Below are 13629 nucleotides of genomic sequence, written 5' to 3'. Positions count from 1 at the left end.
CTCCTAATCTGTTGTTACTTGTGCCACAGATTTTGAATAGCCTGCATAGGCATGTCGTAACAATGTGAAACGTGCTTGATTGTGGAAGAAACGATGAATTCTTTTTTCGGTTTCAATTTGCCCATCTAATACGAGGGAAGATAATGTATGAATACTTGGCATAGTAGGGGTATGCTGTGCAATCGTTATCCAGCTAGCACCGCTACTTGTGCTAAGTAATGCTTGTAAAAATAGCCAATCAGCAATTGTGTCACTATTATCTTTTAAATTTTCAGTTTCAAATTTAGGTGCAACAGCAGTCGATGTATTATATAGTCCTTTTGACATGACGAGAGGAGCGGATAAATGTTGTTCTTCTATTAATTGATTTAATACTATAGCAACAGCAATTGTTTCTTTTTCTGATAGCCAAAGATCACGTATATAAAATTGCTCGTGCTGACAGTGTTGCTGAGAAATCTGTAGCCAGTGCTTTAATGATGCTTGTTCTATTTGTTCATTGAGTACTTTATGAATGTATGCAATTTCTTGCTTATCATCGGATAAATACATGAAGTGAATATGTTCTTTTCCTTCAAGCAAAAGAGGTCGTAAAAAATGTTGCATAGTCGTTTCGATTTTTTGATTTGTATACGCTTTTATTAATTGGCTAAGACCATTGCCAAAATCCATTACGGTTGTCTCTCTTTGTATAAATTGCAGAATAGCCTGCATCATCTTTTGGATTTGTTCATCTGTCACGTTAGTATAGAAAGACTGGCGGTTAAGCGGTGTTTGGTCAATGAGTAGTGTAGGACGTGCACCACGGTTTGCTAGCTGTTCATATTGTTCTGTTACGTCACCAATCAATACAACAGCGATATATTGTTTTGATGTAAGAGCTTGTTGAATATGATGAAGTGCCATTTCTGCATCATATACAATATGGTGAATGGAACCTTTTGCGAGTAATTGTTTGGCACGTAGCTCATTTCGGGCAACAATTAAAATAGGTGTTTGCAATAAAAATGCGGCATCAACGGTTGCGCTACTTAAAACACCGAGTCCAGAGCTTAAAATCCACTCATTGCCAAATGCTCTTATAATGTTTTTTTGAAAGAGCATCTCTTTCATCATTAAATACGTTGTATAGAGCACCGAATAGTGGCTAAAGTATGTAAGATGTGCTACATAGCTTTCGTGTTCGAGCACAAGATTTTTTTGTTGTAACTGGTCAAATATATCGAGAGTTGTCCAGTTGGGTACTAGCATATTATTCACTGTAATTAACCGTGGTGCATGATGATTTGTGTGAAATTTACCAATTGGTTTTCCAGATTGAATAATCGCAGTTTCATCGCTTTTTAGTTGTGTCATGCTTTGTAAAGTATCGCTATAATTCGTTTGTCTAAGCAGCTGTTCACACAAAAAAGGGGTATTTTTATAGTGTGTGAGCAGCTCGTAAAGTGTTTGTTGAATCCATTCGTCCCGTTCAAACTTTTCGCGTTGCACCATAAAAATCCCCCAATTTAATTTATTTTAATAAATGGCCTGAAATAACCATTTTCTGTACTTGTGATGTACCTTCGAAAATTTCAAGAATACGTTGGTCACGGTATAAACGCTCAACCGGGTATTCTTTCATGTAGCCATAACCACCGTGAATTTGTACAGCCTTATTAACGACTCGATTGGATGCTTCTGATGTGAAGAGCTTTGATATAGCAGCTTCTTTTGAAATACGATAGCCTTCCTGATCCTTTAAGCTTGCTGTGTAGTATGTATAAATACGTCCTACTTGTATATCTGTTTCCATCTCAGCAAGCATCCACTGGATCCCTTGATATTTTGAAATTTCATTGTTGAAGGCGATACGCTCTTTGGAATATTTTACAGCTTCATCAAGCGCTCTTTGTGCTAAACCGACTGCCATTGCAGCAATACCGATACGTCCACGGTCAACAACTTGCATCGCAATTTTGAAGCCGTCTCCTTCTTGCCCAACTAAATTTTCTTTTGGAATGCGGCAGTTTTCGAAAATGATCTCGTCCGTGCGGGCACCGCGAATTCCCATTTTATCATCGCCAGCACCGTAAATTAATCCTTCTGTGCCTTTTTCTACAATAAATGCACTAATGCCTTTCGTTCCTGCGGCTGTGTCTGTTTTGGCATAGACAACAATAATATCTGCATAAGCCCCATTTGTGATGAACACCTTTTGGCCGTTTAGTACATAGTGGTCACCATCTAATTTTGCTGTTGTACGCATGGCACCAACATCTGTACCACCGCTTGGTTCTGTTAAACCAAATGCAAATAACTTTTCACCTGTACAGCCTGGTGTTAAATATTTTTTCTTTTGTTCTTCACTTGCAGCTAAAAACAAGCCATCAATCCCTAAATAGTGCGCTGTTAAAATAGAGCCTGTTGCTGCGCAGGCTGCTGTGATTTCTTCAACAGCGATAGCTTCTGTAATAGAGTCTGCACCTACACCACCGTACACTTCAGGGTAGGCGATCCCCATTAAACCCATTTCAGCAAGCATTGGAATGGTTTCAGTCGGGAAGCGGTTTTCGCGATCTAATTCCTCTGCTTTTTCTTGTAATACTTCATTGCTGAAAGCTCTTACCATTTTGCGGATTTCAAGTTGTTCATCTGTGTAATTAAAGTTCATAGTCTATTCCACCTTTTCATTATACTAGTTTTTTGTATTTTGAGAAAATTTCTTCGTTGTTTACGCCTAAGACAGGGATTGTTTTGTTAATCTGAGCAGGTGTTTCAGATAGTTTTACTGGGTTCCCAGTAATACGCATTGTGCCAGCGATTGGATGTTCTACATCAATGAGCATATCGCGCTCAGCGATTAAAGGGTCTTCTGCAATATCTTTAATCGTATTAATACGTGAAGCAGGGATACCAGATTGTTCTAAAATTTGCTCTGCCTCAATGGAGCTATAGTTAGCTAGCCATGATTCAATAATTTCTTTTAATTGTGTTTCGTTTTCTGTGCGTAGTTCATCTGTTATAAAACGTTCATCTTTTGAAAGTTCTGGCATTTGAATCGCTTCACAAAATTTTTCAAATAGACGATTATTGGCAATAGCAATAACTAAATAACCTTCTTTTGTTTTAAAAATATCAAATGGTGTACTAATTGGATGGCGACTACCGATACGTTCTGGCACTTCCTTGTTAATTGTGTAGCGAAGTACATTTGTTTCAAGCATGGCAAAAATACTATCCACCATCGAAATATCAACAAACTGTCCGACACCTGTACGTTGTTTATGGAATAGGGCGACCATTGTACCGTAAGCCGCATATAAAGCAGCACTCATATCTCCTAGTGAGTTTCCTGTACGTGTTGGGGGTGAATCAGGATAACCTGTAATACTTGCCATACCACCAATCGCCTGTGCGACTAAATCATAAGCAGGGCGGTGTGACAATGATGTATTTTGTCCGAATCCAGAAATAGACGTATAAACAAGACCGGGATTGATTGCTTTTAAAGTTTCGTAATCTAGTCCGAGTTTTTGGATAACACCAGGACGGAAATTTTCAACAACGACATCTACATCACGAACCATTTCTTTAATTAAGTCAATATGTTCAGGGTTTTTTAGATCCAGTTCGATACTTTTTTTCCCTCGATTCACAAGAGCAAAATAAGCACTTTCGCCATTTACATACGGACCAAAATGGCGTGTATCATCCCCGAAGCCAGGTAACTCCACTTTAATTACTTCTGCACCCAAATCTGCTAAAAGCATTGTACAATATGGTCCTGCAAGTACCCTGCTAAAATCTAGAATAGTAATCCCCTCAAGTGCTTTTGCCATGTTTGATATGCCCCCTTTGATGATTTTCTTTATTGTCATATATAGAAATATTTGTTACTAGCGTAAAAAAAATATGTATTTGTGGATTTTTTAAAGATTAAATGAGATAAAATGTGCACAAAGGGGATTAAAACTTACAAAAGTGAGTTTTTTCGATAAAATGTCCACTTGTATGGAAAATAAACTATTATTAAAATTTTCTAAAAATAGAGTTGTTTTCATCTATTTTTTACACAAGGGGAATGATTTAGCAAAGGGGGAGTATTATGACGAATGTAACAAGGGAGGAACACTTTGAATCAATTTCAGATTCGAAAGTACCGGAAGTAAAAACGACATCACTCGGCATATTTAAGTTTTTGGGGTTTAGCTTAATAGGGATATTAGCATTCTTTATTCCATTTGAAATTAATGGAGTATCATCTATCTTATTAGACCATATTGTGACGTATATTCGTAATTCAGTGCCGACATTTGTAACGTATTTTGCGCTTATTATTTTGTTATTAGGAGCAGCTTTACCGTTTTATGAAAAAACCTGGAACAAATCAATGACAGATATGATCTTATCAGTGTTCAAAGTAATTGGTGCTGTTGCTGGGATAATGTTAGTTTTCGGTTTTGGACCTGCTTGGTTATTTGAGCCAGATTTAGGACCATATTTATATGAAAAGTTAATTAAACCGGTATCATTACTTGTCCCAATTGGAGGGGTATTTTTAGCCTTCTTAGTAGGGTACGGTTTATTAGAATTTATCGGGGTATTTATGCAACCAATTATGCGTCCGTTATTTAAAACACCAGGACGTTCGGCCATTGATGCTGTAGCATCATTCGTAGGAAGCTACTCACTTGGTATTTTAATCACAAATCGTATTTATTTAGAGGGGAAATATACGAAGCGTGAAGCAGCTATTATTGTAACTGGTTTCTCAACAGTATCTGTTACGTTCATGGTTGTTATTGCTAAAACATTAGAATTAATGGATATGTGGTTAACTTATTTTTGGGTGTCTTTAATCATTACATTTACTGTAACAGCTATTACAACACGTATTCCACCGATTAGTAGAATTCCCAATGAGTGTGCACCAGGTGCTACACCACAACCAGAAAAAATGATTAAAAAAGAACGTTTTAAACATGCGTGGGCTGAAGCAATGGAAGTAGTCAATACAACACCAGCATTGCCGCAAAATATTTGGATTAACTTACGTGATGGTTTACGTATGGTCATGAATATTTTACCGACCATTATGTCCGTTGGTTTACTTGGGATGCTACTTGCGCTTTATACACCTGTATTCGATGTGATTGGATTAATCTTCTATCCGTTTACGTGGGCGTTGCAAATGCCAGAGCCTATGTTAACGGCAAAGGCAGCGGCATTATCAGTTTCTGAAATTTTCTTACCAGCACTAATTGCAGCTGGTTCGATGGAATTTACACGCTTTGTTGTAGCGGTCGTTTCAGTATCGGCTATTTTATTCTTCTCAGCGATGATTCCATGTATTTTATCAACAGAAATCAAAGTTAGTATTCCACATTTAATATTCACTTGGTTTGTACGTGTTGTGCTAACATTAATTTTAGTGACACCGGTTGCGATGATATTATTTTAAATCAAAATGTTCCTAAATCGATAGGCGGTTTAGGAACATTTTTGTGGAAATAGAAACGCCATATTTCGCATAGCTACGGTAGGAACTAGTTCACATCGTTAAAATACAAGCACCAAATAAAAAAACGAATGAATCGATTAGATTCATTCGCTTTTATTTATATGCATTTTATTACCGTAAAAGTCGCAGAGGCGATGATTACGTTCCCAAGCCTATAAGATGCACCTTTTATATTACATATCCCAAAGAAGGATGAGTAGAGTACCTAAGATTGTAATAATGACCATTGCAAAGCCATATACGATGTTTGAGTAAATTGACCACTTATCTTCTGTTTCACCAGCGTGCATGAAAATCATAAATTGCAGGCCAGCTTGTAGGAATGCTGTAACTAATAGTACTGTAATCCCTGTTGTCATGGACATGTCCATGAAGTAAACAAGCAGTGCAACTACAGTTAAAACTAAAGAGAATACAAATCCCATTACTTGACCGATTGGAAAGAATTTTGCCATATTACATCATTCCTTTCAAGTAAATGAAACTGAAGATGAAAATCCACACAACATCTAGGAAGTGCCAGTATAGCGAGAAGATGAAAGACTTGTTCGCTGTTTCTGGGTTTAAACCACGTTTCCAAATTTGAATCATTATAAATAATCCCCAGAAGAAACCGACTGTTACGTGCAGACCGTGTGTTCCTAAAGTCGTTAATAGGATCGACGTGAAGGCACTTACAGTAATACCAGCGCCAATATGTGCATAGTGTGTAAATTCATAGATTTCAACACTTAAGAATGCTAAACCTAATAGTAGAGTTACAGCCATAAATGAAAGTGTTGCTTTTTTACTGCCTAAACGCATCGCATGGATCGCAAGACCAATTGTAAAACTACTTGCTAAAAGAATAAATGTTTCAGCTAGGACTGGACCGATTTCAAAAATCTCAGCACCGGCAGGACCGCTACCTGTACGGTCTACTAATGTAAAGTACGCGGCGAATAATGTTCCAAACAGCATAATCTCCGCACCAAGGAATACCCAGAAACCAAAGATTTTTAGGTTATTTTCCTCTGTACTATACTCTAGCGGGCGTGAGTGATCTACTTTAGCCATTATTTCGCACCTCGCTTTTCATATTGACTTTCTGTTGCCTTTACTTCTTCAGCAGAAATGTAGTAACCGTGATCTTTTTCGAATGAACGATGTGCCATACCTGCAAGAATCACGATTAAACCGATAATCGCTGGAATCCACATACTAAAGATTAATGAGAATCCTCCTAGGAAGAATCCACAACTCATAATGAATGGACCACCAGAGTTATTTGGCATATGAATTTTTTCAATATTGCCTTTGAAAATTTTCGTACCTTTTTTCTTCATATCCCAGAATGCTTCAGAAGTGCTGTCTGAGATATCAGGTGTAATTGCAAAGTTGTAATTTGGAACTGGTGTATGAGTTGCCCACTCTAAGCCACGTGCATTCCATGGGTCTGAACCGATGTTGCGTGGAGAGTTTTTAAAGCTATACCAAATGTTCCAAACTAACATGATGAATGATACAGTCATAATTCCTGCACCAACGAATGACACCATGTTTAAAGCGCTAAAGCCAGTTGATTCTGAATAAGTGTACATACGACGAGCTTGTCCGTCTAAACCAGTGATATACATTGGGATGAACGCTAGGACGAAACCAGTCGACATTACCCAAACCGTTGCTTTACCGATTTTTTCATTCAGCATGAAACCAAACATTTTTGGCCAGTAGAATGTTAAACCAGCTAACATCGCGTAAACAACACCAGGGATGATTACGTTATGGAAGTGGGCAACTAAGAACATTGTATTGTGGTATTGGTAGTCAGCTGCAGACATTGCAAGCATAACCCCTGTTACACCACCAAGCGTGAATAACGGGATAAAGTGAACAGCATACAACATCGGTGTTGTAAATTCAATTTTCCCTTTATAAAGCGTAAACAGCCAGTTGAAGATTTTAACCCCTGTTGGGATCGCAATCGCCATTGTTGTGATCGAGAAGATCGAGTTTGTGAAAGCACCTTGACCCATTGTAAAGAAGTGGTGCGTCCATACTGTGAATGCAAACACAGAAATAATAATCATCGACCATACCATTGAGTTATAGCCGTAAAGGTTACGACGTGCAAATGTCGAAATAACCTCTGAGAAAATACCGAATGCTGGTAAAATTAAGATATATACTTCAGGGTGACCCCAAACCCAGAATAGGTTGGCCCATAACATATCCATACCACCGTTGCCGATCGCGAAGAACTGCGTATCGAATAGACGGTCCATCGCACCCATTGCTAACGCTACAGTTAGAACTGGGAAAGCAAATACAACGATTAAGTTGGCAATTAATGCTGACCAAGTGAACATTGGCATTTTGAATAATGTCATACCTGGTGCACGCATTTTCATGATTGTTGTAATAAAGTTAATACCTGTAATTAACGTACCAAGCCCTGCAATTTGGATCGCAATCATATAGTAGTTCGTACCAACTGAAGTACTGAACTCGTTATCTGCTAATGGGAAGTATGAAGTCCAACCCGCGTCAGGAGATCCCCCAACAACGAATGAAAGGTTGAATAGCATTGCCCCCATAAAGAAGAGCCAGAAGCTTAAGTTATTTAAGCGTGGGAACGCAACGTCACGCGCCCCAATTTGTAAAGGTACTAAATAGTTAAAGAAGAATGTAATGAACGGCATTGCCATGAATAGGATCATGACTACCCCGTGTGTTGTAAATACTTCATTATAGTGTTGTGCGTCTAAAAATGTGTTATCCGGAACAGCTAGCTGTAAGCGTAGCATGACCGCATCAACGCCACCACGGAATAACATTAAGAGTGCTACTAGTAAGTACATTATACCGATTTTTTTATGGTCAACCGTCGTAATCCATTCACGCCATAAGTAACCCCATAGCTTGAAGTATGTGATCACCGCGACTAATGCAATCGATACAAGCACAATTAATACCATTGACACGTAAATTAAAAAGCTTGGATGTGGTATCATAAAGCGCTCAAAAAATTCCATATTGTTGTAACTCCTTTCAGACTAGTACCGTCTTTTTAGTTTACATCATTAATGAGAAGAATGATTTTCATGTCCAGTGTCTTATTCTTCATGACCTGCATGTTCGCTATGGTCGGCATTTACAGAATCTGATTTGCCGTGATTATGCTCTGGTGCTGGTGAGAAATCAAGGTGTGTACCTGTATAAGTTGAACGACCAAGGTGACCAGGCTCCAGTAGCTCTTCGAATTTTTCCTCTGTTAGTGGTTCAGCAGTTTCATGTACTTCTTCTACCCACTCATCAAAGTCTTTTTGAGACATTGCTGTTACATCAAATGTTTGTTCAGCTGTTCCCTTACCCGCGAAGTTCGCGTTACGACCCCAAAACTCGCCTTCCACATCTGCAGCTAAGTGAAGCGTTGTTACCATGTCAGCCATCGCATATTTCTGACCGCCTAGCTGTGGAATCCAGAAACTTGTAATTGGTCCGTAAGAGTATAACTTGAACTCAATGTTGCGGTTTGCTGGAATATATAGATAGTTGACCGTTTCAATTCCTTGTTCTGGGTAGCTAAAGTGCCATTTCCAATCAGAAGAAGATGCATAAATCACTAACGGCTCTTCATCTTTATATTGTTCTGGAGCACTTTCTACTAAATAGTTACTTTCTACCGTTCTAAAAGATAAGAACAGAACGATTAGAATTGGAACCCCGATACAAATTGTTTCTACTAGCCAGTGACCATGGATATGTGGCGGCTCGTAGTCAGGACTTTGTTTCGAAGCGCGGTATTTAAATAACATAAATACCAGCAATGCAAGTACAACAAGCACAATGCCAGACATCAGAAAAATTAACATCATTGTGTCATTTGCTTGTACTTCTGCTTGAGGACCTTTAGGGTCAAGCACTAATAAGGGATTACATCCACCAAGAAGCAGAGTGCCAAAGACTATTGATGCTAGTAAAGTCCCTTTCATATTCACTTTCATAGTTAGACTCCTTTCAATTAGATACAGCTAATTAAAGATGTCGTATTTACCTATTTGCACGTTAGAGATAGTGAAAACAAGTAGCAATAGGTATATACAGCATGTCTGAGGTAAACGGTGATATAAAATCAAACGTGATGGATGATGATTCGGTACGTCTATTAGTGCAATCGAATCGCTCTGTAAAGTTTTCTATTTCTGTAAGGTGTCTGTCTAAATCGTTCATTACTGTATAGCAGTTAATTGACAGCTAATTGCCTAAAATAGAATCCATCACCATCGCATCTAATGGTTCATTATGTCAGATAGAACTTTTGATATTTATAATGATAATTACCTCTGACTGCTTAGAAATTTTATTAGAATATTAAGCTATAGTCAAAAAAATAATATGCGATTTTGGATGGTAGAACTATAGAGTCATAATGGATGAAAGTTCCATAGGGCAGGTTGGATAGGAAAAACCGTGTGTTAATCGACATTAATCGACATTTTCGAGCTTTTCAGCATCACGTTTATTTATGTCATTTTTATGACACAGCGTTATTTTCGTAATAATCAAACTATTAAATTAGAGGTTCAACATGAGGGAAAAGAGAGACTATTTTACAGAAAAGTATATAAAAACGATAAAAAAATGAGTATTCTAACAATATTTTGACGATGTGAAGATTTGGATTTTTTTGTAGAAATGAGGACATAATAGTTTAACGATTGTACTGATGAAGATTGTTCTATATAGTCAATTGTTCGACATTTGGGGGTTTTTTGTGTGTGAGATTGCTTAAAAAAAACAAAAAATCATTATTTTTATTAAATTTTTTACGAAATTCAAAAATAATATGTTAATATGTACTTTGTAGAAAAACAAACATCCGCATAGAGAGTACAATTTAGATGCGGTCGGAGGAAATAGATGAAACATTTATTTGCAAGATGGAATCAGATTAATCTAGTAAATCGAATTATTTTCGGTATTATTGTTGGCTTAGTGTTAGCTTTAGTCGCTCCAGAGGCGGCAAGCGGTATTTCAATGGTCGGTTCATTATTTGTAAGTGCGTTAAAGGCTGTTGCACCTGTACTAGTATTTTTCTTAGTAATCAATGCTATTGCAGGACAAAAGAGCGACAACAAAACAAATATGAAATCGATTGTAGTTTTATATGCCGTGGGTACATTTTTAGCGGGATTTGTAGCAGTAGTAGCAAGCTTTATGTTTCCAACGACATTAACACTAAAGGATGCGGCACAAGATGTGGCACCTCCAAGTGGCATTGGTGAAGTATTGCAGACGTTATTATTTAATATCGTGTCCAATCCTGTAACAGCGCTGATGAATGGTAATTACATTGGTATTTTAGCATGGGCTCTTGTGTTAGGAATTGCGCTGAAAAAAGCAAGTGCTTCAACGAAAGAAAGCTTATCGAATATTTCAGATGCGATTTCAACAGTTGTCCAATGGGTCATTAGCTTAGCGCCATTCGGGATTATGGGGTTAGTTTTTGATGCGATTGCGTCAAATGGACTTTCAGCTTTAGGCGAGTACGGACATCTATTATTAGTGCTCGTTGGCTCGATGCTGGTGATTGCGCTTGTTGTAAATCCATTATTAGTATTTGTTTATACAAGAAAAAACCCATATCCTCTCGTTTTAACAAGTTTAAAAGAGAGTGGGATGACAGCCTTCTTCACACGCAGTTCAGCAGCGAATATTCCAATTAATATGAAGCTTTGTGAAAAGTTAGGTTTAGATGAAGACACATACTCTGTATCGATCCCTCTAGGTGCGACGATTAATATGGGAGGGGCAGCTGTAACTATTTCTGTCTTGACACTTGCAGCAGCTCATACACTAGGAGTTGAAGTAGACTTTGTTACTGCTGTCATTTTATCGGTTGTATCAGCTGTATCAGCAGCAGGTGCTTCTGGTGTAGCAGGTGGGTCGCTTTTATTAATCCCGATTGCATGTAGCTTATTTGGTATATCAGCTGATGTGGCAATGCAAGTTGTCGCAATTGGCTTTATCATCGGGGTCATTCAAGATTCTTGTGAAACAGCCTTAAACTCATCTTCTGACGTAGTCTTTACAGCAGCAGCAGAGCAAGCAAAAGCTCGTAAAGGTGCATAAGTAAAATATTGTTGTTTATCAAAAGGGGGTGTTCCGAAAGTAAAAACTTTCGGAACACCCCCTTAATAAATACCTACTAAAAAATATTTCTTCTATGATGGTCGTATCAAAGTGACATCATCCTTTAAAGAGACAAACTACTTAATAGCAGTTAAATTATAAAGCGAAGGAGCTTTCTTTGTGACTCGTATGTTTTAGCCTCTGCGCTTCTATGTTTATAGTGTGCTACGGTAAAAGTAGTGCTACTTTATATAGAATAGAAATAACTGTTCGGAAATGTGCCGATGATACGTTTTATACATAAAAAGAAGCTGCCCCAAAAGACCGTTGAACGATTTTTTGAGGGCAGCTTTTTTGTTTAACGCATATTATCAATAATAGAGGAACGGCTATCTTGCATTTTTTTGATGAAGTTAGTCATCACATCAAATGCTTCATTTCTTCTGTTGGTCATACTTTGAAGACGTAGCATGTCCATTTGATAATAATTATTAAGTTGATCAATGCTTGATTTTAGTTCGGTAATTTGTGATTGTATTGTTGCCTTTTCGCTTTCTTCAGTTGTCTCCTTTAACTTTTGATTTAATTCTGAAAGTTGACTGTTTAGTTCAGTAATTTGCTCATTTCTTTGATTCACTACTTGAACTTGATTTGTTAACTGTGACCCTAACGAGTTAGCTCGCTGTTGTTGTACCATCATTAAAGCTGTTTCAAGGTCCATAGATGAAAGATCGATTGGACTAATACCTTCAATAGACTGTGCAGATGGCTGATTTACTGAAGTAAATAATAGCCCCATTGATAATGGGTCACCTAGCAATAACTTTTTCATAATAAAATCTCCTTTTCATCATATTGTTCGGGACATATCTTATCCAAAGTATAGGGGCAGAAGTTTAAATTTAGGTTAAATACATAGAAGATGAAAAAGGTTTAGTGTAAATGCTTTGGATGCAATAATGAATACTATTTGCGCTTGACTAATCGCTAGAGCATAACGAATGAGACTGCGCTCTTTTGGTAGAAAAAAGCTTTTGTGAACGCCACCTTTCCAACCCACACCTTCGTGAATTTGGAAGGGTATTTTTTTTATTTTCAAAAAAATGTTTATTTTTTGACTATATGGGTAAAGTTGGTTAGGGAGCAACAAATTTCTACAAAGGAGGGGCACTATGCTTAAAATTAGAGCCTGTTTAATTAGTGCTTTTATTGTATTTGCGTCAGCTTCTGCAGTATACGCAACGTCACATTTCCCTGTAAACCTTCATTCTTATGAGCGTATAGATATTCGTGCGTGGGATGCTTTAGAGGAAGTGGTCAGTTTAGATAATCAACTAGAGGCAGAAATTTATACAGTGGCAGAAGGAGATAATTTATATCGCATTGCTGTAAATCATGATATTCCACTTGAAACACTCATGAGTTGGAATGATCTCACGAATTATGTAATTTATCCTGGCGATGAATTAAAAATGTATGGGGAAGAAGTAAAGGATTTAAACGAGCAGAAAAAAGTAGTAGCAACTGTTCCGACTACGATTCCTACCGCTGTTCCTACGCCACCAGCTGTTTCTCAGCCGGTCGTTCAGCAGCCTAAAGAGGAAGTAGTAGCAGAACCGCCAGTAGAACAGACGAGCAAAGAAATGACGGTTACAGCAACAGCGTATACGGCTTATTGTAAAGGGTGTTCTGGCACAACCGCTTACGGTATTGATTTGCGTGCTAATCCAAATCAAAAAGTAATTGCTGTAGACCCACGAGTGATTCCACTTGGGACAAAGGTTTGGGTAGAAGGCTACGGGGAAGCGATTGCGGGTGATACAGGCGGTGCGATTAAAGGGAAGAAAATCGATGTCTTTATTCCAACTTATGAAAATGCTGTAGCGTGGGGCGTTAAAACTGTCAAAATTAGAATACTCAATTAAGAATATGTAGGATGCCAGGTACCTGATGTGATGTTGAGTGAACGTCTTGCTTTAAGATGTTGTCACATTGCAACACAAAGGTACCTG

At 37.9% G+C, this 13629-nt stretch carries 11 protein-coding genes; 3 read left to right on the top strand and 8 right to left on the bottom strand.

Annotation, left to right across the window (positions count from 1 at the left end):
• Window positions 1-3: 3 nt before the first annotated feature.
• Genes AAGS61_RS14700 through AAGS61_RS14690 form a run of 3 tightly spaced genes read right to left on the bottom strand, consistent with a single transcriptional unit; the run spans window position 4 to window position 3821 of the window.
• Window positions 4-1494 carry a hypothetical protein gene (locus tag AAGS61_RS14700; protein WP_391373410.1) on the bottom strand — a complete coding sequence of 497 codons (1491 nt, stop codon included), beginning with the start codon at window positions 1492-1494 and terminating at the stop codon, window positions 4-6.
• Between the two features lie 19 nt (window positions 1495-1513).
• Entirely contained in the window at window positions 1514-2653 is a 1140-nt protein-coding gene (locus tag AAGS61_RS14695; protein WP_391373407.1) for an acyl-CoA dehydrogenase family protein, read from the bottom strand.
• Window positions 2654-2672: 19 nt separating this feature from the next.
• The gene (locus AAGS61_RS14690; RefSeq protein ID WP_391373404.1) at window positions 2673-3821 is read right to left on the bottom strand and encodes a CaiB/BaiF CoA transferase family protein; all 1149 of its coding nucleotides are present in this window, start codon (window positions 3819-3821) and stop codon (window positions 2673-2675) included.
• Between the two features lie 266 nt (window positions 3822-4087).
• Between AAGS61_RS14690 and AAGS61_RS14685 the strand changes: the two genes are divergently transcribed.
• Window positions 4088-5443 carry a YjiH family protein gene (locus AAGS61_RS14685; protein ID WP_391373401.1) on the top strand — a complete coding sequence of 452 codons (1356 nt, stop codon included), beginning with the start codon at window positions 4088-4090 and terminating at the stop codon, window positions 5441-5443.
• Window positions 5444-5676: 233 nt separating this feature from the next.
• Here the strand turns inward: AAGS61_RS14685 and qoxD are convergent, their stop codons facing one another.
• From qoxD to qoxA, 4 genes are all read right to left on the bottom strand, one after another.
• Window positions 5677-5958, bottom strand: a complete 282-nt coding sequence (gene qoxD, locus AAGS61_RS14680; RefSeq protein WP_391373398.1) for a cytochrome aa3 quinol oxidase subunit IV — start codon at window positions 5956-5958, stop codon at window positions 5677-5679.
• Between the two features lies 1 nt (window position 5959).
• Window positions 5960-6559, bottom strand: coding sequence for a cytochrome (ubi)quinol oxidase subunit III (locus AAGS61_RS14675; protein ID WP_391373395.1), 600 nt, complete (start codon window positions 6557-6559; stop codon window positions 5960-5962).
• Window positions 6559-8517: a cytochrome aa3 quinol oxidase subunit I gene (gene qoxB, locus AAGS61_RS14670; RefSeq protein ID WP_391373392.1), complete on the bottom strand. Its 1959-nt coding sequence runs from the start codon at window positions 8515-8517 to the stop codon at window positions 6559-6561. The genes AAGS61_RS14675 and qoxB overlap by 1 nt, the downstream gene beginning before the upstream one ends.
• Window positions 8518-8598: 81 nt before the next feature.
• Window positions 8599-9489 carry a cytochrome aa3 quinol oxidase subunit II gene (qoxA, locus tag AAGS61_RS14665; protein ID WP_391373389.1) on the bottom strand — a complete coding sequence of 297 codons (891 nt, stop codon included), beginning with the start codon at window positions 9487-9489 and terminating at the stop codon, window positions 8599-8601.
• A 916-nt stretch (window positions 9490-10405) separates the two neighbouring features.
• Here qoxA and sstT point away from each other — a divergent pair.
• The gene (gene sstT / locus AAGS61_RS14660) at window positions 10406-11617 is read left to right on the top strand and encodes a serine/threonine transporter SstT (protein ID WP_391373386.1); all 1212 of its coding nucleotides are present in this window, start codon (window positions 10406-10408) and stop codon (window positions 11615-11617) included.
• Window positions 11618-11975: 358 nt separating this feature from the next.
• On the opposite strand, the gene AAGS61_RS14655 is transcribed toward sstT, so the two are convergent.
• Window positions 11976-12449, bottom strand: a complete 474-nt coding sequence (locus tag AAGS61_RS14655; protein WP_391373383.1) for a hypothetical protein — start codon at window positions 12447-12449, stop codon at window positions 11976-11978.
• A 340-nt stretch (window positions 12450-12789) separates the two neighbouring features.
• On the opposite strand from AAGS61_RS14655, the gene AAGS61_RS14650 reads away from it, so the two are divergent.
• Window positions 12790-13542, top strand: coding sequence for a 3D domain-containing protein (locus AAGS61_RS14650; RefSeq protein ID WP_391373380.1), 753 nt, complete (start codon window positions 12790-12792; stop codon window positions 13540-13542).
• The last annotated feature ends 87 nt before the right edge of the window (window positions 13543-13629 follow it).

The sequence above is a fragment of the Lysinibacillus sp. KU-BSD001 genome, assembly GCF_042920265.1.
GTDB lineage: Bacteria > Bacillota > Bacilli > Bacillales_A > Planococcaceae > Lysinibacillus_B.
Note: the sequence above shows the minus strand (reverse complement) of the source record. Positions and strands in the feature narration are given on the sequence as shown.

Excerpts from the sequence above, each read along its gene's own strand:
- AAGS61_RS14700 (WP_391373410.1), bottom strand. The coding sequence starts at position 1,494 with ATGGTGCAACGCGAAAAGTTTGAACGGGACGAATGGATTCAACAAACA.
- AAGS61_RS14695 (WP_391373407.1), bottom strand. The coding sequence starts at position 2,653 with ATGAACTTTAATTACACAGATGAACAACTTGAAATCCGCAAAATGGTA.
- AAGS61_RS14690 (WP_391373404.1), bottom strand. The coding sequence starts at position 3,821 with ATGGCAAAAGCACTTGAGGGGATTACTATTCTAGATTTTAGCAGGGTA.
- AAGS61_RS14685 (WP_391373401.1), top strand. The coding sequence starts at position 4,088 with ATGACGAATGTAACAAGGGAGGAACACTTTGAATCAATTTCAGATTCG.
- qoxD (WP_391373398.1), bottom strand. The coding sequence starts at position 5,958 with ATGGCAAAATTCTTTCCAATCGGTCAAGTAATGGGATTTGTATTCTCT.
- AAGS61_RS14675 (WP_391373395.1), bottom strand. The coding sequence starts at position 6,559 with ATGGCTAAAGTAGATCACTCACGCCCGCTAGAGTATAGTACAGAGGAA.
- qoxB (WP_391373392.1), bottom strand. The coding sequence starts at position 8,517 with ATGGAATTTTTTGAGCGCTTTATGATACCACATCCAAGCTTTTTAATT.
- qoxA (WP_391373389.1), bottom strand. The coding sequence starts at position 9,489 with ATGAAAGTGAATATGAAAGGGACTTTACTAGCATCAATAGTCTTTGGC.
- sstT (WP_391373386.1), top strand. The coding sequence starts at position 10,406 with ATGAAACATTTATTTGCAAGATGGAATCAGATTAATCTAGTAAATCGA.
- AAGS61_RS14655 (WP_391373383.1), bottom strand. The coding sequence starts at position 12,449 with ATGAAAAAGTTATTGCTAGGTGACCCATTATCAATGGGGCTATTATTT.
- AAGS61_RS14650 (WP_391373380.1), top strand. The coding sequence starts at position 12,790 with ATGCTTAAAATTAGAGCCTGTTTAATTAGTGCTTTTATTGTATTTGCG.